General features: G+C 45.1%; 16 protein-coding genes. 8 read left to right on the forward strand and 8 right to left on the reverse strand.

What is annotated here, in order from left to right:
- The first annotated feature begins 12 nt into the window (after positions 1 to 12).
- Complete coding sequence (locus V1U08_RS07755; protein ID WP_330470340.1) at positions 13 to 1,020, forward strand: DUF3080 domain-containing protein; 1,008 nt, start codon at positions 13 to 15, stop codon at positions 1,018 to 1,020.
- Positions 1,021 to 1,033: 13 nt separating this feature from the next.
- On the opposite strand, the gene V1U08_RS07760 is transcribed toward V1U08_RS07755, so the two are convergent.
- The 6 genes from V1U08_RS07760 to hrpA all read right to left on the reverse strand — a co-directional run bounded on the left by V1U08_RS07760 (position 1,034) and on the right by hrpA (position 9,857).
- Positions 1,034 to 1,876, reverse strand: coding sequence for a DNA ligase (locus tag V1U08_RS07760; protein ID WP_330470341.1), 843 nt, complete (start codon positions 1,874 to 1,876; stop codon positions 1,034 to 1,036).
- A gap of 158 nt (positions 1,877 to 2,034) precedes the next feature.
- Positions 2,035 to 2,424 carry an ATP-binding protein gene (locus V1U08_RS07765; RefSeq protein WP_014231781.1) on the reverse strand — a complete coding sequence of 130 codons (390 nt, stop codon included), beginning with the start codon at positions 2,422 to 2,424 and terminating at the stop codon, positions 2,035 to 2,037.
- Positions 2,425 to 2,544: 120 nt separating this feature from the next.
- Positions 2,545 to 4,128 carry a BCCT family transporter gene (locus V1U08_RS07770; RefSeq protein ID WP_014231780.1) on the reverse strand — a complete coding sequence of 528 codons (1,584 nt, stop codon included), beginning with the start codon at positions 4,126 to 4,128 and terminating at the stop codon, positions 2,545 to 2,547.
- A 349-nt stretch (positions 4,129 to 4,477) separates the two neighbouring features.
- Positions 4,478 to 4,993: a porin family protein gene (locus tag V1U08_RS07775; protein WP_014231779.1), complete on the reverse strand. Its 516-nt coding sequence runs from the start codon at positions 4,991 to 4,993 to the stop codon at positions 4,478 to 4,480.
- Positions 4,994 to 5,222: 229 nt separating this feature from the next.
- Complete coding sequence (locus V1U08_RS07780) at positions 5,223 to 5,702, reverse strand: porin family protein (protein ID WP_014231778.1); 480 nt, start codon at positions 5,700 to 5,702, stop codon at positions 5,223 to 5,225.
- Positions 5,703 to 5,885: 183 nt separating this feature from the next.
- Positions 5,886 to 9,857 (reverse strand): ATP-dependent RNA helicase HrpA, encoded by a 3,972-nt coding sequence (hrpA, locus tag V1U08_RS07785; RefSeq protein ID WP_174234188.1) that lies wholly within the window; start codon positions 9,855 to 9,857, stop codon positions 5,886 to 5,888.
- A 186-nt stretch (positions 9,858 to 10,043) separates the two neighbouring features.
- Here hrpA and V1U08_RS07790 point away from each other — a divergent pair, with 186 nt between their 5' ends.
- Complete coding sequence (locus tag V1U08_RS07790; protein ID WP_014231776.1) at positions 10,044 to 10,628, forward strand: FMN-dependent NADH-azoreductase; 585 nt, start codon at positions 10,044 to 10,046, stop codon at positions 10,626 to 10,628.
- A 112-nt stretch (positions 10,629 to 10,740) separates the two neighbouring features.
- On the opposite strand, the gene V1U08_RS07795 is transcribed toward V1U08_RS07790, so the two are convergent.
- The gene (locus V1U08_RS07795; protein WP_231113050.1) at positions 10,741 to 11,046 is read right to left on the reverse strand and encodes a hypothetical protein; all 306 of its coding nucleotides are present in this window, start codon (positions 11,044 to 11,046) and stop codon (positions 10,741 to 10,743) included.
- 448 nt (positions 11,047 to 11,494) lie between these two features.
- Between V1U08_RS07795 and V1U08_RS07800 the strand changes: the two genes are divergently transcribed.
- The 3 genes from V1U08_RS07800 (at position 11,495) to V1U08_RS07810 (ending at position 14,351) form a co-directional block, all read left to right on the forward strand.
- Positions 11,495 to 11,839 carry a hypothetical protein gene (locus tag V1U08_RS07800; RefSeq protein ID WP_330470342.1) on the forward strand — a complete coding sequence of 115 codons (345 nt, stop codon included), beginning with the start codon at positions 11,495 to 11,497 and terminating at the stop codon, positions 11,837 to 11,839.
- Positions 11,840 to 11,848: 9 nt separating this feature from the next.
- On the forward strand, positions 11,849 to 13,789 hold the full coding sequence (locus V1U08_RS07805; protein WP_330470343.1) for an alkaline phosphatase D family protein: 1,941 nt from the start codon (positions 11,849 to 11,851) through the stop codon (positions 13,787 to 13,789).
- 121 nt (positions 13,790 to 13,910) lie between these two features.
- Positions 13,911 to 14,351, forward strand: a complete 441-nt coding sequence (locus V1U08_RS07810) for a tellurite resistance TerB family protein (protein WP_330470344.1) — start codon at positions 13,911 to 13,913, stop codon at positions 14,349 to 14,351.
- 185 nt (positions 14,352 to 14,536) lie between these two features.
- Here the strand turns inward: V1U08_RS07810 and V1U08_RS07815 are convergent, their stop codons facing one another.
- Positions 14,537 to 15,067, reverse strand: coding sequence for a 3'-5' exonuclease (locus tag V1U08_RS07815; protein WP_014231771.1), 531 nt, complete (start codon positions 15,065 to 15,067; stop codon positions 14,537 to 14,539).
- Positions 15,068 to 15,505: 438 nt separating this feature from the next.
- Here V1U08_RS07815 and V1U08_RS07820 point away from each other — a divergent pair, with 438 nt between their 5' ends.
- From V1U08_RS07820 to V1U08_RS07830, 3 genes are read left to right on the forward strand one after another with little or no spacing between them, the layout of a single operon-like run.
- Positions 15,506 to 16,138: a DUF2760 domain-containing protein gene (locus V1U08_RS07820; RefSeq protein WP_014231770.1), complete on the forward strand. Its 633-nt coding sequence runs from the start codon at positions 15,506 to 15,508 to the stop codon at positions 16,136 to 16,138.
- Entirely contained in the window at positions 16,138 to 18,102 is a 1,965-nt protein-coding gene (locus tag V1U08_RS07825; protein WP_330470345.1) for an Hsp70 family protein, read from the forward strand. Before V1U08_RS07820 ends, V1U08_RS07825 begins: the two co-directional genes overlap by 1 nt.
- A gap of 55 nt (positions 18,103 to 18,157) precedes the next feature.
- Positions 18,158 to 20,980, forward strand: a complete 2,823-nt coding sequence (locus V1U08_RS07830) for an Hsp70 family protein (RefSeq protein WP_330470346.1) — start codon at positions 18,158 to 18,160, stop codon at positions 20,978 to 20,980.
- Positions 20,981 to 21,016 lie beyond the last annotated feature (36 nt).

A 21,016-nucleotide genomic window follows, 5' to 3' on the forward strand; every position in this document is an offset into this window, starting at 1 on the left:
GAAAGGAACAGTGTGCGTCTAACCCTATTGTTCTCAATAACATTACTCTCAGGTTGTACCGATTTATTCAACCCTGAACAAGCGCTGCTGGATAAATACCATCAACGCTTGGCGAATGTATTGGACGTTTCAAGCGTTGAGATAACTTCCCTGCCCGCCATCACCATTCCTCCTCGACGAGCGCTTTTTCAGCCACTACCCAGACTGACACTCGGACTGTTGGAAAGCTACCAACTTCGTCAGTGTGGCTTGTTTAATCTTTTGGCAGACAAAAACTCGCAACTTGGTAAAGTACAGGATGCCTTTCACGATTTAGATTATCAGACATCGTTACTCAGGACTTTGAATTCATGCCTGAATGACTTTCCAATTAGTGATGATGAACGACAGACTCTAACTCTATTGTACGGTCAGAAATGGAGTCACCTGCATACTCACCTTGATAACCTGTTATTTGCCAGTGAGACGATGCAAAAACAACTCACAGCCTCTGATTGGCTATCTGTCGATAACAAAAACCAAATTGCGGTGGTGAGCGAAGCTTTTAACCTCTTAGGTAATATGTATGAAACGCCTAACAAGACTATCTCTCGATTACCGGATATTCATATCGTGCAATACCAGGAAGTGCTGGAGAAGTCTCGCCTTATGGGTCGACTTTACTATTCTCTCGTAAACGCTTCCCATTGGCTGAATGAAACCACCCAATTGCTCGACACAAATCAAAGTAAGATTACTTGCGGCAAGAATCGAGATATCACAACGTTTCGTTACTTAAATAACGTTTTTCAATCCATTTACGTGAAAGAAGTACAACCATATCTGGCCTATTTGGACAGTACATATCAACGCCTGGACAGTGGCGTTAGCTTAATCGAAAAAAGAATAGACCTTCATGGCGAGTCATACGGGCTAATGGATGCTCACAACGCGTTCAGAAAAAGAACCCTGGAGCACATACAGTTCTGGCAGGGTCTTTTTAAGCGTTGTGGTGTGACAGTGGGAAACGTCGATAAGTAAGAATCGAGCGAGGCTACTCTTTAGAACGCTCGCGCAAAAATCTGGCAAATTTAGGTTTTCCGTTATGAGTAAACCCGTTGTACCTAAATGTGATAATCGAACCCAATTGTGGTGGGTTTCGACGTAACTCGTCTGTAAATCCACTACCAATATAAAACTCTGTACCATCAGGCATACGAACCAGAATCGCGCCCATCATTCCCAACAAGCGACCAGTTCCAGGCTTATGTCCGACCACTTGTGCTTCTGTATCGGCAAAACGTTTTAACTTAAGTAAATCACTGCCCCGGCCCGCTTGGTAACGACTAGACACCTTGCGTAACATGACACCTTCCCCATCAGCTAACGCGATTTTGTCTAATTGGCTAAATAAGTGCTCTTCATCTTGAATAGTCATATGCTCGACGTACTTAATGTGTGGCTCGTCCAGCTCATACACCAAGTTTTGGATATTGTAATAGCGTTTCCGATAGTCACCCGCAGAGTAAGGCATATCAAACAACATAAAATCTACTTTCTTCCACGCGCTGTCGACCGGTGTTTTGTCCAGAACCGTTTGCTGGACCAAATGAAAATTACCTCGCCCGGCCCAAAGTTCACCATCCAGAGGGTAATCTGGCAATGGTGCTGTAAACCACTTAGGAGCGTGTATCCGGTTTCCATTACGTGTTACAAGGTGTTGCCCCGTCCAGTAAGCACGAATACCATCCAGTTTTTCACTGTACCAGTATTGCGATACATCAATCCCATCTTGATAGGTTTCTGCTAGCGAGACTAAAGGCGCGACAGTTGGATGGGCTTGAACGTGCGTGGATGCCATAATGGCGAGTGCGATCAATGTCATTTTTATGGGCATAGGGAGGAACCTTGTTCAAAAAATCTCCCATATTGAAGCGCAACTTTCTTCGATAACCTATTTGTCAGTAATTATTCTTCGACTCACAACAATGATTGTCAGTAAGACTCTGCAAATTTAAGACTGATCTTTAGACAAGGTTTGATTGTTGCTTGTGCTTAATCCTGCCACTGGTGTCGCATCTTCTCGATCGTTGCCGTTGGGACATCGTGAATACTCTGATATTCACCATCACACACTTTTATCTCGACCTCGATACCCTTCTTTTTACAGTAATCCAGATACCGCTTCATTTCCCAAAGGCGAACAAAAGTATTGCTCACTATGACGGTTTTACCTTGGTTTAACCATCTTCGAGCTTGACGGAAACACCACTCATGAGCTTGAGGAAGTTGCTGTGGATTGAAGTGGTACTCCCCACTTTCTTTTTCAAAGTACATGTCCGCTTCAAAATGTTTCGCATCGAGCATTGGTACCAGCTGTTTAGCCAGCGTTGTTTTTCCAGATCCCGGAAGACCACGAATTAGAATGAGCTTATTAATAGACATGATTTAACAAATTTGAAGTTGGCGACGCACAAACTCTAAATGAATTTATTAAAAAGGAAAGAACAAATAAAAATGCCGAGCTTAAAAAGCTCGGCATTGAAATCGTGTGTTTCAGATAGACTATTTGTATGCAGGTAGCTCAGTTCTTAAACCCTTAACCAAGCTGACACACATTACCAACAAAACTAATGTAAACGGCAAGCCTGTTGCGACAACGCCAGACTGAAGTGCTTGCAAGGCTTCTTTACCGCCTATCCAAAGCATAACCGCCGCGATTGCCCCTTCAATACATGCCCAGAAAATTCGCTGAGGTACTGGTGCATCAATTTTACCGCCAGCTGTAATGCTATCGATTACCAAAGAACCGGAATCCGACGACGTTACAAAGAACACCAAAATCAGGCCGATAGAAAGAATCGAAATTACCGAGCTGTATGGCAGTTGGTCATACACATGGAACAGAGTCAGAGAAATGTCCGTTAGGCCGTTTGTCCCCAGCTCACCCACTTTGTTCACGACCTGATCAAGTGCAATACCACCAAAGATAGCCATCCAGATAAGTGTAACCACTGTTGGGATGATAATAACTGCACAAATGAATTCTCGTACTGTACGACCTTTCGATACTCGTGCGATAAACATACCGACGAATGGCGACCAAGAAACCCACCATGCCCAGTAGAATACAGTCCAACCTTGCATCCAAGTTTCATCTTCTCGACCGTGAGGATTACTCAGCGGAATGATGTACTCGATATACGCTTTTGTTGTATCAAAAATTGACGTAAAGGCGGTGTCGAAGCTGATGAAGGTAATGAAAATAAGCAACGCAAAAGCGACCACCATGTTGACATTACTAAGCACCTTAACACCACCATCGATGCCACGAACGACCGAAAGTACCGCAATGAAGGTCACAAAGGCGATCACGATCATTTGAGTGCCGATACCACCATCAAGACCAAATACATGGTTGATACCACTTGTCGCTTGCTGAGCACCCAAACCCAATGAAGTCGCCAGACCAAACAGCGTCGAAAGCACTGCCAGGATGTCGATAACATGGCCTAACCAACCCCATGCACGGTCACCAAAAATTGGGTAAAAAGCAGAGCGTAGTGACAGTGGTAAGCCCTTGTTAAATGCAAAGAAGGCAAGAGCTAGTGCAACAAGGGCGTAGATACCCCAACCATGAACACCCCAGTGAAACATGGTCGCAGCCATTGCTAACGATTTCGCTTCGTCAGAGTATGGTTCCGCATTTAATGGCATTCCCCACCAATCAGTGAAGTACGCGGTTGGCTCTGCAACACTCCAGAACAGTAAACCAATACCCATACCTGCAGCAAATAGCATGGATAACCAAGATACTCTTGAATGATCAGGTGTTGCGTCTTTGCCACCTAAGCGAATTTTCCCCAGCGGCGATAACAGTAAAACAACGGCGAATAATACGAAGAAGTTCGCTGACCACATGAAAAACGCATCAAATTGCTCAATGATTCCGTTTTTAACACCGTTCAAAGCGTCACGAGCGGTATTAGGGTCAACTAAAAGCAATGAAATAAGACATAAAACAATAAGACCGGCACTGATTCCGAAAACAGGATTGTGAACGTCAAATCCCCACTTTTGTACGTTATCCTGCCCTACCTGATAATCTGTTGTCTCGATACTATATTTTTTAAATGAAGCTTTATCCATAAATACAAATTTAACGTTAATTTGAAACGCTCCTCAAATGAGAAGAACTCCAATACGCCCTCCAATAATTTGAGCTCTAAAGTTTTTAATCGCGACGAATATTAACATTAGTCACAAAAATATGCAAAAGTGATGCTTTTATTGCATTTAAAAGACAGATTATTTTCAATGACAGCAAAATAAACACTATGATGTCTAATGATTGTCTCTGGCTTTAATAACCATTGCTCTCATATTGTGAGCAGGTACTAAACAAAAAAGTGGCCCTCGCTGAATCGCAAGTGACCACTTTATGGCTGTTTTATGGCTGTCGCAAAAACTAAGAAATGAATTTGCCTGGGCGAGATGTTTATAAGAAATGGAAAGTAACGTTGCCGGTAAAGCTACTAACTGAATCGCTGTCGCCATCGATATCAACACCAAAAGCCTGGTAACTTGCACCAACTGAGATGTTATCTAGCAAAAAGTACTCTGCACCGACACCATACATATAAGAGACGCCATCATCTTTATCGATAGCACTTAATGAACCTTTATAGTCAACGTTAAAAGCATTGATGCCACCCTTGGCATAAATATGGAACGGGCCAAAATCGATGCTTGGTTTAACCGCTAAATAGAGTGAAGAGAAGTCCCCATCGCCTTTGGTTCCATCCACATTCAGTCCAACTTTGCCGTGGTTAAAGTAACCCGCTTCGATACCGATTAGCGGCAAAATCCCCGTACCAACGTGTAAGCCGTAGGTTGTATCACTTTCGCCTTCAATATCAGATTGACCGATTTGTCCGCCAGCATATAGCCACGAATCCGCGAACGCAGACGTTGAACACAACGCCAAAGCCAATATCGAGAGTTTTGTTTTCATAGTCATACCATCCTTTGTAAGTCTGCGTGATTTCACGCTCCTAGCTCATAGTTTAATGAGCACTATATATTGGAAGGTATAGAGAAATTAAGATCAAAGAATGAATAATTTATATTCAATTCGTTGTAGTGTGATATCAATTCAGACAGAGAAGCAAGTCGAAGTCACTATCAGAAACAAAAACACCGGCTTAAAGCCGGTGTTTTATAACTCTCGGATATGTCGAAAATTATAGGAAGTGCAAAGATGCATTCACAGAGAACGTACCGATATCGTCTTTATCTGCTGTGTAGTTCATGTAGCTTGCACCCACAGAAAGTGGACCAAAGATGAAGTATTCAGCACCAACACCGTACATTAGATCGAAGTCGTCATCGTCGCTACCGCCTTTTACTTCTTTATCCCATTGGTGGATACCACCTTTTGCGTAAATGTGCAGTGGGCCGAAATCGATGCTTGGCTTTAGCGCTGCGTAGTAAGAGGTAAGTTTTGTATCGCGACCATCAACGTTAAATTCACCGTGTTGAGTCACACCAGCTTCAATACCGATAATTGGAAGAATACCTGTACCTACGTGTACTGAGTATGATGTATCCGTCTCGCCTTTGTAATCAGACTGACCTACAGATGCGCCACCGTAAATCCAAGAATCTGCCATTGCCGCAGAAGATGCGCTAAGTAGTGCCACTGCTAATAGAGTTTTTTTCATCATTTACCTTTTACTCTTTTCATTCCTACGTCTTATCAATCTGACGTAGACACTGCAAATACAAGGGAGGCAAACTATTGCCTCCCTAGAACTAAAAACAACACATTTATCAAATACTAGCAATTACTATACCAGTAACCGCACGAGCGTTGATATAAATAACTGTCACGATTGTACGTTACGCTAACAAGCATCAATCGCGTTTTTGACTCGTTTGTCAGACACCGGATACGGAGTGCCTAATTGCTGAGCAAAATAACTGACGCGCAATTCTTCTAGCATCCAACGCACTTCTTTTACGTTTTCTGGAATAGCCATGCCTTTTGGAATCTTATTCAATAACTCTTTGTAGTCCTTGGTTACTGACTCGATTTTCAACATATGCAGGCGATCTTTATTCGGATCGATTGGCAACTTCTCCATACGGCGTTCAATTGCACGCATGTAACGGAGAATGTCTGGTAGACGTTTCCAGCCACACTCAGTTGCAAAGCCTTTGAAGATCAAACCCTCGATTTGAGCTTTGATGTCTGAAAGTGCAAACGCCATGGTAAAGTCGATCTTACCTTTCAACTTCTTATTGATGTTAAAGGCGGTCGTCAAAATAGTTTCAACTTGCTTAGCGATTTCAACCACGGTATCGCCGAGTTCGGCACGAACGTGTTCTTTCAACTTTTCAAATTGTTCTGGTTCCCAAACTAATCCGCCCTGCTCTTCGATAAGCTTATCGACGCCACAGGCAATGCAGTCATCAATCAGATCCAGTACTTTACCGTACGGGTTAAAGTACAAGCCCAGTTTTGATTTGTTCGGCAAGTTGGCGTGCAAGTATTTAATAGGCGATGGCACATTCAACAAAATTAAACGACGCTGACCAGCACGCATCGCTGAGATTTGCTCGTATTCTGTCTCGTATAGTTTGATTTCAACGCTATCTTTGGTATCGACAAGGGCTGGGTACGCTTTCACATCATAACCGCCGCGTTTTTGTTGATACACTTTTGGCAGTTCGCCAAAGCTCCACGTATGCAAGCCCTGCTGCTCGATATCATCGTCAGCTACTTTTGAAAGCGTTTCCTGAACTTTCTCTTTCAGGCTTTCTTTCAGCTCATGAAGGTCTTTGTTTTCCTTCAGCTTACGATTGCGATGATCAACGGCGCGGAATGTCACTTTCAAGTGTTCCGGTACCTGATCCAGCTTCCAGTCTTCACGCAGTACTTCTACGCCCGTCATGCGGCGTAACTCTTTCTCAAGTGAATCGAGAAGTGGTGCTTCCATTGGCGTAGAACGAGCTAAGAACGCATCTGCGTAATTTGGCGCTGGCACAAAGTTCTTACGAATGGTTTTTGGCAACGACTTAATCAGGCTCACCACAAGTTCATGGCGCAGACCTGGGATCTGCCAGTCAAAGCCGGCTTGTTCCACCTGGTTAAGAATTGGTAGTGGTAGATGAACTGTTACACCGTCACTATCATCGCCTGGTTCAAACTGATAGCTAAGCTTGAGTTTTAAACCATTTTGGTGCCAGAAGTTCGGGTAGTCTAAGTCAGTAACATGGCTGGCATCGCCCTTGAAAAGCATCTCTTTTTCAAAGTTGAGCAGTTCCTTGTTTTCTTTCGACGCTTTTTTCCACCATGAATCAAAGTGTTTACCAGAAACCACTTCGGTACCGACGCGTTGGTCGTAGAAATCAAATAGCTCATCGTCATCGACCAAAATATCGCGACGACGAGATTTATGTTCCAGCTCTTCGACTTCTTGCAATAGTTTGCGGTTTTGCTTGAAGAACGCGTGTTTGGTTTCCCACTCGCCTTCAACTAACGCACTGCGAATGAAGATTTCACGACTGATAGATGAATCAATGTTACCGTAATTCACCAGACGTTTAGGGACGATTGGCACTCCATACAGCATAACTTTTTCGTACGCCATAACCGCAGCGCGTTTCTTCGACCAGTGCGGTTCGCTGTAGCTGCGTTTGATTAAGTGCTTGGCTAATGGCTCAATCCATTCAGGCTGAATTTTTGCAATAATTCGACCCCAAAGTTTTGAGGTTTCTACCAACTCCGCTGACATGATCCATTTAGGCTGCTTCTTAAACAAGCCAGACGCTGGGAAGATATGAAAACGGGCATTCCGCGCACCCTGATACTCATTCTTCTCCTGATCTTTCATACCGATGTGAGATAACAGGCCAACCAGAATTGCGCTGTGCACACCATGATATGACGCAGGCTCGTCATTGAGCTTAAATTCCATTTCACGCATGGATTGGTGAATTTGGAAATAAACGTCTTGCCACTCGCGAACACGCAAGTAGTTCAAGTAATCTTGCTTACACTGTTTACGGAACTGATTACCTGTCAGCGCTTTTTGCTGCTTCTGAATGTAATCCCAAAGATTTACTAACGTCAGGAAGTCAGACTCTTCATGGAAAAAGCGACGGTGCTTATCGTCTGAAGATTGTTGTTTGTCCGATGGGCGCTCACGTGGGTCTTGGATCGACAACGCGGCTGCAATCACCATCAATTCTTTTAACGCACCGTACTTTGGTGCTTCTAACACCATGCGCGCTAAACGCGGGTCGATTGGTAATCGTGCCAGTTGGCGACCAGTTGGGGTAAGGCGTTTTTTCGGATCTTTTGCATCTGAATTAATCGCACCCAACTCTTCTAGCAGGCGCACACCATCTTGAATGTTGCGTTTGTCTGGCGCTTCAACAAATGGGAACGCTTGAATATCGCCTAAACCAAGAGCCGTCATTTGCAGGATTACCGACGCTAGGTTGGTACGCAGAATTTCTGGATCGGTAAACTCTGGGCGTGACTCGAAATCTTCCTCTGAGTAGAGGCGGATACAGATACCCTCTTCCACACGACCACAACGACCTTTACGCTGGTTCGCACTTGCCTGAGAAACCGGCTCAATTGGAAGACGCTGTACTTTGGTTCGGTAACTGTATCGACTGATACGTGCGGTACCTGGGTCAATCACATATTTGATGCCCGGAACGGTTAACGACGTTTCCGCTACGTTGGTTGCCAATACAATGCGGCGCCCAGCGTGTGGTTGGAATATCTTGTTCTGTTCACCAGCCGATAAACGCGCATACAAAGGTACAATCTCTGTACTCTTAAGATTACGTTTAGAAAGCGCATCTGCCGTATCACGGATTTCACGTTCACCGTTCATGAAGATCAGAATATCGCCCAAGCCTTCATCGCACAGCTCATCGACGGCTTCGAAGATACCTTCTAGCTGGTCACGATCGTTATCCTCATCGCCGCTTAACGGACGGTAACGCGTTTCTACTGGGTAAGTACGACCAGACACCTCAATAATTGGGGCATCGTTGAAGTGCTTGGAAAAACGTTCCGGATCGATGGTTGCCGACGTAATGATGACTTTTAAATCAGGACGACGTGGCAGAAGTTCTTTCAGATAGCCCAAAATAAAATCGATGTTCAGGCTACGCTCGTGCGCTTCATCGATAATGATAGTGTCGTATTGATTCAAAAAACGGTCATGCTGAATTTCTGCCAGCAAAATACCGTCCGTCATCAATTTAATCTGAGTGTTCTCTGAGATTTGATCGTTAAATCGAACTTTATAACCAACAAATTCACCGAGCTTAGTTTCCATCTCTTCCGCGATGCGATTTGCTACGGAACGTGCAGCAAGACGACGAGGCTGAGTATGACCAATCAGGCCAAATTTACCACGGCCAAGCTCTGCACAAATTTTTGGTATCTGCGTGGTTTTACCCGAACCCGTTTCACCAGCGATAATAACCACTTGGTTTTCATCAATCGCCTTAGCAATGTCGTCTTTCTTTTGACTAACAGGCAGGATCGCAGGATATTCGATTTTTGGCTGATAACTGCCACGTTGTTCGACTTCCATCATCGACTTAGCAATGTCTAAAGCGATTTCATCAAACACGACATTACGCGATGCATCTTTCTTAATTTTACTTGCGCCAGAAATACGTTTACTTAAGCGAAAACGGTCGCGCATCATGCACTGATTAAGTGCTTTGCGTAGCGAGGCGGCATTGTTCACTTGAGCATGAGGCGCTTGAACTTTCTTTGCTCCATTTTCTGGCGCAGATTGCGCTTCAGCGGAGGTTTTCTTTGTAGGCTGTGACGAAGTCAAAGCGTTTCCTATTCTTTTCATTACATAAAACTGCGCGAATTGTATCACAACAGGGCCAAGACAAGACAACTGAAAGCTTATTCAATTTTTTCGAACAACTTAAGCAAACAAGTCGGGTTTAGAACCTCAGCCCATTGCTTATAATGCATCACATAGTCGAAAGCACTTATTTAAGGAATAACCATTATGTCTCGTGTACTAGCTCTAAAATCAAGCATCCTTGGCGACAACTCACAATCAAACAAGTTGGTTGAAGAGTTCATCAAAAACGTAGCTCAAGACAAACTAACGGTTCGTGATTTAGCGGCGAACCCACTGCCAGTGCTTGATCTTACCGTAGCGACAGCACTACGCTCGACAGGTGACCTTTCTCAGGAACAACAGCAAGTTGTTGAGCTGTCAGATTCGCTTATCGAAGAAGTGAAAGCAGCGGATACGCTAGTCATTGCAGCGCCAATGTATAACTTCACGATTCCAACTCAGCTTAAAAACTGGATTGACTTGATTGCTCGTGCAGGTGTGACATTTAAATACACCGAAAATGGCGTTCAAGGTCTATTTGAAAACAAAAAAGCGATTGTTGTAACGACTCGTGGCGGTATTCACAAAGATGCTCCGACAGACAACATCACGCCTTACCTACGCACGGTACTTGGTTTTGTTGGTATCGCTGATGTGGAGTTTGTTTACGCTGAAGCCCTAAACATGGGTGAAGATGCAGCAGCAAAAGGCATCACTGAAGCTCAGAGCCAACTAGCAACGCTAGCGTAAGCTTGATTCAACTAGTATGAATACAAAAGGGATGGCCCCAATTGCCATCCCTTTTTATTGACCACTTCATATTTGCGAATAGAAGCATTCCAGTATTTACCACAGTGTTGGGTTATGAACCTTCGGTTTTATTTTCGTCTGCGGTCTTCTCTATGTTTTCTAGCGCGTTCTTATAGAGTTGCTCTAATACTTCTTCAGCCTCCTGAACCATGCGCTCTACCATTGCATCAAACGCGACATCGCTGGGTATCTCTATTTCTTCACCCACACGCACTTCTATTGAGTCAACGTAAAGCACTAACCATCCGTCGCCTTCCATATGCCCTTCTCCGTTAACCACAAAGAATCGCTTGGCGAACTCGTCATTAGTGCAATTTGTTCCCTCAATCTGAATGTTATATGAAGAATCAATGCTCATCGTGCTAATGCCATCAAATTTATCGGATGCATTGCAAATGGCTTTAACCTTTGCGCGATAAACAAATTTCAGCTGGGATAATAGTGTATTAGTTTTCATCTCACTGAGAATGGGTGATATTTTTCGCGGTGACAAATCCGACCTTTTGATCTCGTTGTAAAATGGAAAGACATTCAAGCCCCAACCATAAATGCCAGAAGTGAGGCATGCCGGAGCCATTTCACGTATTTTCTATAAAATTGGTCGATAAAAAAGCAATCATTCGTTAATTGAAACTTTACGCTTATGTTCTTTCTAAATGGGCCGTTACAATGTGAAATGTTGTCATATACGTGACAGAATAAATCTTATGCTTTGATAAATTGGCATTGAATCTCGTTGAAATAGAATGAATTACCTAACGAGTTGTGCCAGTTATGTCGCTAGCCCTAACGATAACGAATAAAAAGTGAAAGTATCAGAACTCATTTCCATCCTTAATAATTTGCCGACCAACACTGACCCAAATATTGTTATGGGAGAAGAGTGGCTGCCGGAAAGATTGGTGGAAACACAACTCGACGGCAATCTGTTATTTTTGAGCTTCGACAATGCACCAGAAGAATGTCAGGCAGAAGAAGGTCGGGGTTTCGTTGACCATGAAATTGACTTAATTCGTACTCGATTACGACAGGTTCTGGACGAAGACAGTGATAACGATTCGAAGACCGAAGCGATGCTAGGTTTGTTTCTTGCGGGTCACGAGTTGAGTAGCGCTCAAGTAGTAGAAATATTAGAAGAATCAGACAAATAAGGAACCAGTTTGGCTTCATCATTAGACAAAACCCAACATCCTCATCTTCCTCTTATCATTGCGGGCCCTATTCTCCGCAAAGTGACCGCATCAGAAGTGAATATTTGGCTGGTCACGACCAAGCCATTAGAAGGGTTCATCGAAATCAACGATGCAAACTCTGCTACATCGTATCACTCTGAGGGCTTTGAAAAGCTCACTCAACTTCAGGTTGGTGAGCAAGCTTGGGTTTGTTTACTGTCATTAAAAGCTGACTTACCTACTCATCAGCCACTTCGATATCAGCTCCACACGCAAGACGGTCTGCTAACAGAGCTGCTGCCTCACTTGTGTTATGAGCACGATAACCATATGCATAAGGGCATTGAATTTTTAATCAGTGAAAAAGCCGATTATGTCCTTCATGGTTCTTGCCGCAACCCACAGCATTTTAGTGACGATGCTTTAGTTGCAGCCGATGCAAAGGTGGCTCAGCAAAGCGTAGAATCTCGCCCAGACATGCTCATCATGAGCGGTGATCAGGTTTATGTTGATCATGTAGCTGGACCAACCTTAGATGCGATTGAGCAAGTGATCACGCTATTAGGCTTGCCGGACGAGCAATTTCAACAAGCACCAATCACCGACTCCAAAGCGCTTTATCAACACGCTGCGTGTTTTTATGGCCGCGACCAGTTGCTGCCGCATTACGTCGATGACGGCAGCCTGCTCAGTCAGTTTTTTCCTCACCGTGGCACCCCTATTTTCAGCTCTAAAGAGTGTGAAAATCACCTGATCAGTTTTGCCGAATGTTTTGCCATGTACCTCTTGGTTTGGTCGCCGACGCTTTGGCAACTCATCAAACGTGACCGATTACTGGAGAATCAATTCCTTGTCGGTGGCAACACGCTCGCGCCCGACTGGCAACAAAAATGGCGTGAGGAAAAAACGCAAATAGATAAGTTTGTCAGCGGATTAGATCGCGTACAGCGCCTTCTTGCGCACCTTCCGACTTACATGATATTTGATGATCACGATGTGACGGACGACTGGAACTTAACCATCGGCTGGGAACAAGCGGCATACACCAACCTTTTTGCAAAGCGAATAATCGGAAATAGCCTGATCGCCTATTGGTTTTGTCAGGGCTGGGGCAATGCACCGGAAAAGTTCGATCACGCGTTTATGGTTCACATAAAAGATTTTCTTGAGCAACGCACTGCCAAAGCTCAAGATGACCTGATTCAGTACCTCTATCGCTTCGAGAACTGGCATTACACGATTCCGACCTCCCCCAAAGTCGTGGTTTTGGATACCCGAACTCGTCGCTGGCGGTCAGAATCTAAAATGAATAAGCCGTCTGGCTTGATGGACTGGGAAGCGTTAATTGAGTTTCATCAAGAACTGGTTCACGAAGATAAAGTGATCATCGTATCTGCAGCGCCGATGTTCGGTGTGAAATTTATAGAATCGCTGCAACGCGTGTTTACCATGTTTGGTAAGCCATTATTGGTGGATGCCGAAAACTGGATGGCGCATCCCGGCAGTGCGAACACGCTCGTTAGTATTTTCACTCATACTAAAACACCGACTAACTTTGTGATTTTGTCGGGGGATGTCCATTACTCTTTTGCTTACGACATCAAATTACGCTTTCGAAAAAGCAGCCCGAACATCTATCAAATCACCTGTAGCGGTATTAAGAATCAATTTCCGACAAGACTACTCACTATTTGTGATGCGCTGGATAGAATGCTTTACAGCCCCCGCTCGCCACTAAACTGGTTCACCAAGCGTAAGCGACTCAAAATTTATAAGCGTGCGCCAAGTAGTCATAACTTTTATCGTTTGGTTAACCACAGTGCGATCGGAGAATTACATCTCGATGATGACGGTAAGCCTAGTCAAATCAGTATACTTACCGCAGATAACCAAGAAGTTCATTTTCCACCGACGAGAATAGAAAATTGATCACCTTGATTGATAGCGTCGTATTCTAAATGTAAAGAATTCGTAATTTCAGGTTTCACCCCTTGAGATTTAAGTCACATATAACCATGTTTAAAAGATAGTTGTCAGTTTGGTGTTTACTATGTTCAATTCTCTTACATCTCTATTTAAACAGCTTCTCGATGGCGAGGATCTGGCACAGACTCATACCGTGTCTCCTAACATGGCGATTGCATGCTTACTTTGTGAAGTGTCCGGCGCTGACCACCAAGTGGATGAAAAAGAGCTAGAAACAAAACATTCTCTTTTAATGAAGTTGCTTTCGCTGAGCGCTGCAGAGGCGACACAATTACTGGAAAAAGCGGCACAAACAACAAAAGAGTCCGCGTCATTGTATGACTTCACTTCTCAACTAAGAGAGTTAACTCAAGAAACACGTTACAGCTTGATAAAGAGTATGTGGGAAGTGGCGTATTCTGACGGGCAAATTGACCCGCTTGAAGATGCAGTCATCCGTAAGACGGCAGAATTGCTCTATGTTGACCACAAAGACTTTATTCGCGCCAAACTGCAATCGCAGTAGTGTCACCACCTACTCGTCACCCAATAAAAAAACGCGCTGAAGTTCAGCGCGTTTTTATTTTATAGAAGCCAACGTGTTGTTATTAAGACTGGTCAAGATTTGAATTTGTTTGACAAGGTCGAGATTAGACAAACTCCATGACAGAAAAACACAAGTTGGATTAAAGATTCATTACAAACCCACAACTAAAGCATAGTCAGTGCGAGTTTGGCTAGGTTATACGCATCAACATAACCAGAATGTTGGCGGCCTTCCCATTCAATCCCTTTCGCTTCTTGGGCAGCGCGATGACCAATGCGCTTTTCTTTGAGACGGTTTTGAATACGGTAAAGTGTCGCTAGGTTAATGAACTCAGTAAATGGCGCTTCGATGCCCTTTTGTTTGCACTCATCAAGTAAAATCGTGTCATCTCGCCCCCATGAGGCGTAAATTTTGTTGCGGCCGCCGAAGTTCTTAACCATAGACTTCAACACTTCTTCAAGTGGTCGACCTTGTTTCTCGATTTTACGTGGTGTAATCCCCGTTAGCTCGGCGCAGAACAACGAGACTTCATCTTGTTCAGGCTTAACATAGTACTGTGCACGTTTAACGATCTCACCTTTGGACAAATCTATTTCAGCCAACCCGACTTCGATGATCTCGCCAGTACGGCCAACGCCATTCTCGTTCCAGCAACACATTTCTAAATCGAAGCAGACGATACGGTTATGGTTCATAGTTTGTCTTGATTCCTAACATAGATTTTAAAGCGAGAGATTCTACCTCAATGGCAGGTAAAACTCGAATGCGCTTGCCGATTTAATCACCGATTGCACTGGGTTAACGCTATTTTATAAAGTGATTCGACAAATTTAGGTTCTTATACTGCTGTGTGAACACGATGTATAACGTCGGTGAAAACCGAGGCAAGGTGTCATTAATTGCGGAAATATCGTACTTCTGGCATGCCATGGCCTTTAAAGCGTGTTCCAATCGTTGGTTTTTCGCGCTAATCGTGCGGTAAATTTACGAATTATTACAGCGTTAAGCCTTGAATATGCTAACATCCGACATCATTTTAGTGTCTAAACTTGGTGCAAGATCGCAAAGACGATCAATTTAATAAACACATTGAGCCTATGCACCAATGAATCAATAGAAAGAGAAAAAACGTCATGAACATTGATTTGAACCTAATTCCTCAAACGTTCGATATGCTTCACGCTGGTCTTGCTGCTTCGAGCGTATTGCTTTTGCTGGTTGCTGTATCACGTAAATCGAAAGTGATTGAGAAAGTAGTAGAAAAGCCGGTTGAGAAAATCGTCGAGGTTGAAAAACCTGTCGAGAAGATCGTAGAAGTTGAAAAAGTCGTTGAAGTAGAAAAAGTGGTTGAAAAGGTTGTTGAAGTTGAATCAAAGCTGGCAACTGCTTCTACTGACTCTGCAATGCAGCTGCTTTCTATTATGCAGCAAGAAGCTCGCCTAATTGACTTCCTACAAGAAGACTTAACTTCATTCTCAGATGAAGAAGTTGGCGCAGCTGCTCGCGTTATCCACACTGGTGGTAAAAAAGTATTAAGCGATTACGTAACGCTTGCACACGTACGTAACGAAGACGAAGAAACCCGCATTACGGTTGAAGAAAACTTTAACCCACAAGAAATTCGCCTGACTGGCAATGTTACAGGCAGTGCGCCATTCCACGGAACACTGGTTCACAAGGGCTGGAAGGCTACATCAATGAACTTGCCTAAACTGGCTGAAAATTACGATGCATCAGTCATCGCTCCAGCTGAGGTTGAGCTGTAATGGAACACATGAACCAAGAAAACATTTCTCAAGAAGAAAACATCCAAGAGACGCCAGAGCAACAGTCTCCTAAATTTAGCGTTGGTATCGACTTAGGTACGACACACTGTGTGATGTCTTTTGTCGATACTCACGATGAAGATGCTCGTGTAGAAGTTATGCCGATTCCACAATTGACGGCACCTGGCACAGTAGAAACTCGCAGCCAACTTGGCTCGTTCCTGTACCAACCTCACGAACACGAAATGAATCCTCAATCACGCGTACTGCCGTGGTCTAGTGAGCCTAAAGCTCTAGTTGGTGCGATTGCGCGTAACCTGGGTTCAAAAACGCCAATTCGCTTGATTGCCAGTGCTAAATCTTGGCTTTGTCACGGCGGCGTAAACCGTCGTGATGCGTTCCTGCCTGCAGGTAGCCCTGAAGAAGTCGAAAAAGTATCCCCTCTTCGTGCAACCGAGTTGTACCTTGAGCATCTAAAAGACGCCTGGAACCACACTCACCCTAATCACAAGCTTGCTGAGCAAGATGTGACAATTACCGTTCCTGCATCGTTCGACCCAGCGGCACGTGACCTGACGGCAGAAGCTGCGCGCAACGTTGGTTTTGTGCATCTGACACTACTAGAAGAGCCTCAGGCTGCGCTTTACAACTGGATCGACAACAGTAACGACAAATGGCGTGACGAAGTTGAAGTCGGCGACATCGTTCTGGTCGTTGATATCGGTGGTGGTACAACCGACCTATCTTTGGTGGAAGTAACCGAAGACGACGGTAACCTGAGTCTTAGCCGTATCGCAGTAGGTGAACATATCCTACTTGGCGGTGACAACATGGACCTTGCCCTTGCGTACCGCTTGAAAATGAAGCTTGCGCAAGAAGGTAAAGATCTACAACCGTGGCAAGTACAGGCAATGACACACGCTTGCCGCGATGCCAAAGAAGCGCTTCTGAACGACAGCGAGCTGCAATCTGTGCCAATCGTTGTTCCTAGCCGTGGCTCTAAACTGCTTGGCGCAACGCTAAAGACAGAACTGACGCAGGAAGAAGTACAGCAAACGCTGGTTGATGGTTTCTTCCCACAAGTTGCGATTACTGATCACCCTGTTCAGCGTAACCGTGGTGCACTGACGCAGATGGGTCTGCCTTATGCTCAGGATGCAGGTATCACGCGTCACATTGCTGCCTTCTTGTCTAAGCAAGCAAACGCTCAAGGTGGTGGTGAGTCTGCACCAGCTCAAGACTACAACCCATTTGCGAACATGCCGGGTATGCCAGGCGCTGAAGCTGCTCAATCAGCAGATTTCATCAAACCAACCGCGATTCTGTTTAACGGTGGTGTACTGAAATCAACGCTATTAGCCTCTCGCTTAGAAGACACCATTAACGAATGGTTGCTTGAAGCAGATGCAGAAATGGCGAAACGTCTGACTGGCGTTGATCTCGATCTTGCGGTAGCAAGTGGTGCGGCTTACTACGGCTCAGTTCGTCGTGGTCAGGGCGTTCGTATTCGCGGTGGTATCGCTTCGGCTTACTACGTAGGTATCGAAAGCGCAATGCCAGCGATTCCTGGAATGGCACCTCCAATGGAAGCCCTATGTGTGGCACCATTTGGTATGGAAGAAGGCTCAAGTGTTGACGTACCAAGCCAAGAGTTTGGTTTGGTTATTGGCCAACCTGTAAACTTTCAGTTCTTTGGTTCGACAGTACGTCGTGATGACCTAGCAGGTACTCATCTTGATCACTGGACACCAGAAGAGCTTGAAGAGTTACCAGAAATTCAAGTCACGCTACCAGTATCCGAAGGTCGTCGTGAAGGCGAAGTGGTTCCAGTCACTCTGGCATCTCGCGTGACAGAACTTGGTACGCTTTACCTGGAAGCAATTGCCGCCGATAACGGTCAAAAATGGCACGTTGAGTTCGATGTGCGTGAAGACGCAAAAAGTGACTCAAACGAAGAAGAATAAATAGAAATCAAACGGCATCCAATCGGGTGCCGTTTTTAAATACACGAAGGTTTGTATGGCATCTCCTCGTTTTCTAGTTGGTATTGACCTTGGCACGACAAATACTGTGGTCGCCTATTGTGAAATCACCGACAACCTTGAACAATCCGAAGTATCCCTATTTGATATCGACCAGTTAATAGGTCCTGGTGAAGTGGTTCGTAAACCGCTGCTACCCTCTTTCCGCTACCACCCGGCTCAGGGACAAATTTCCCCGTCTGATTTAACCCTGCCTTGGGAAAATCAGCCTGTTTCTGGCGACATTAAAAATGTCATCGTCGGTGAATGGGCACGTGAATTAGGCGCGAAAGTTGAAGGACGTCAGGTTTCGAGCGCGAAAAGCTGGCTCTCCCATCAAGCGGTCGACCGTAGCTCAGACATTCTTCCTTGGGCTGGCGCACAAGACGTTGATAAAGTCTCACCCGTAATTGCCAGCGCAAGTTACCTAAATCACATCCGTCAGGCATGGAACTATCGTCATCCGAGTAACAAGCTGGAAGACCAAGACGTCGTGGTTACGGTCCCTGCATCGTTCGATGAAACAGCACGTAAACTCACCCTTGAAGCAGCCGATCTAGCCGGATTGAAGAAAATTGTCCTACTCGAAGAGCCACAAGCGGTATGTTACGACTGGTATGCACGCCATCAACAAACGGCGGCCGACGAACTCAAAGACCTACCGCTGATCCTTGTCTGTGACGTGGGTGGTGGTACTACCGACTTAAGCTTGATTGAGGCTAAGTTCAAACAAAGTAATGACAGCGAGAGTGAGCTGGCCCTTGACCGTATAGGCGTTGGCGAACACCTCATGCTGGGCGGTGACAACCTCGACTTGGCACTAGCGCACCTCGCAGAAAGCCGCTTCAATCAGAACAAAAAGCTGACAGCTGCAAGCCTAACAAAGCTGATTCAGCAAACCCGAAAAGCGAAAGAAAACCTGCTTTCTTCAAACGCCCCTGAAGAAGTTAAAATCACCATGCTGGGTAGCGGCTCAAAACTACTTGGTGGTACCAAGAGCATTGCGCTGAGTAAACAAGAAGTACACCAAATTGCCCTAGATGGCTTCTTCCCGCTTTCTGAATTTAATGAAGTACCCGACAAACGACGCAGTGCCGTTGTCGAGTTTGGGTTGCCGTACGTCGCAGATCCTGCAGTAAGTAAACACGTAGCCGAGTTCCTAACTCAGCATCAGCAAGTGTCGCGATCTGCACTTGGCATCGAAGACGAAAAACAAAACGCAATTCCGGTCGGTTTACTACTCAATGGTGGTGTGTTTAACAGTGACCTTGTCACAGAGCGTGTCACTACCCTGCTCTCTGACTGGCGCGGCGCTCCTGTCACGGTTTTGGATAACCCGCATCCTGATTGGTCTGTCGCACTTGGCGCCGTTGCCTTTGGTAAAGCACGACGTGGAGCCCAGCTAAAAATCGGTGGTGGTGCCGCTCGTTCTTACTTCCTGCACCTGCAAGAGAAAAACAAAATGGGCAAAGCCCTTTGTTTGCTAGCAAAAGGGACGGAAGAAGGTCATGAGATTCGCTTAAGTGGTCGTCGATTCTCGCTAACACTTGGCGAGCCGGTTCGATTTAATCTTCTGACTTCAACCCACGATACGCTGACCAACAACACCGCGATTCAAAATGGTGTGATGGTTGACGTTGATCCTGACTTATTTGTTCCACTTCCGCCGTACATCACCACATTAGAAGGCGAAGGTGCTGAGCTACACGCAAACCAGAAAGAGCGTGTCGAGGTACAACTCGCTTGCCAGTTAACGGAAGTGGGCACACTCAAAATGGAATGTGTCAGCGCAGAAGACGACACTAAACGTTGGGCGCTAGAGTTTGAAGTACGTAACAAACAAGCAGACGACAACGAAGATGTACAACTTCATCCAAAGTTGAATGAGTGTAAGGAGCTGGTGGCTCGTCTTTACAGTGGTAATAAGAAAAGTGCCGACAGCAAAGAGATCAAAACTTTAGCGAAAGATCTTGAGAAGAAACTGGGTAAGCGTGATGAATGGGACTTTACAACGCTTCGTCAGTTATTCGATGCATTTGCTCAGGGCAGAAAACGCCGCCGTCGTTCAGAGCAACATGAAAAGAACTGGCTTCGACTTGCGGGCTTTGCATTGCGCCCGGGGTTTGGTGATCCAACCGATTCTTGGCGTATCGAACAAATTTGGGGACTTTACCAACAAAACATTCAGTTTAAAAACCATCAAGGATGGACAGACTGGTGGGTATTCTGGCGTCGTATTGCTGGTGGCTTAAACCAGGAACAGCAAGAAACGATTTTGGCTGACATTGCGAAATATCTGCACCCAGGCGCAATGAAGAATCCACAATCCGCCAAAGCTGCGCAAGACATGGGCTACGAGTCAATGGTTCGCCTGTCAGCGTCGTTGGAAAATCTGGAAGTCGAAGATAAAGTGCTTTTGGCAACGTGGTTCCTGAGTAAAGCCATTAACCATAATCAATTCCAACAAGCACACTGGTGGGCAATGGGCCGACTTGCATCTCGTACTCCGCTATACGGCAGCCAGCACAGTGTTATTCCTCGTGAGCAAGCAGAACAGTGGCTTCCAAAACTGTTAGATCAAAACTGGCAAAAAGAACCAATGATCGCGTTTGCGGCTGTCATGATTTGTCGTAAAACAGGAGACCGCCTGTTCGACATCTCAGATGACTATCGCGAGCAGGTTCTGGCGAAGCTGAAACAAAGTAAAGTGCCTGAGTCTTGGGTCTCTTTGGTTGAAGAAGTGAAAGAACTTTCTGATAGTGAATCGAAGCGTGTCTTCGGTGATGCACTCCCAAGTGGTTTAACGCTGGTTCATCACTAAGCTTTTTCTCCATAGAAATGCTAAAAAAATGCACAA

This window comes from Vibrio sp. YYF0003 (genome assembly GCF_036350715.1).
In the GTDB taxonomy this organism is placed as follows: Bacteria; Pseudomonadota; Gammaproteobacteria; order Enterobacterales; family Vibrionaceae; genus Vibrio; species Vibrio natriegens.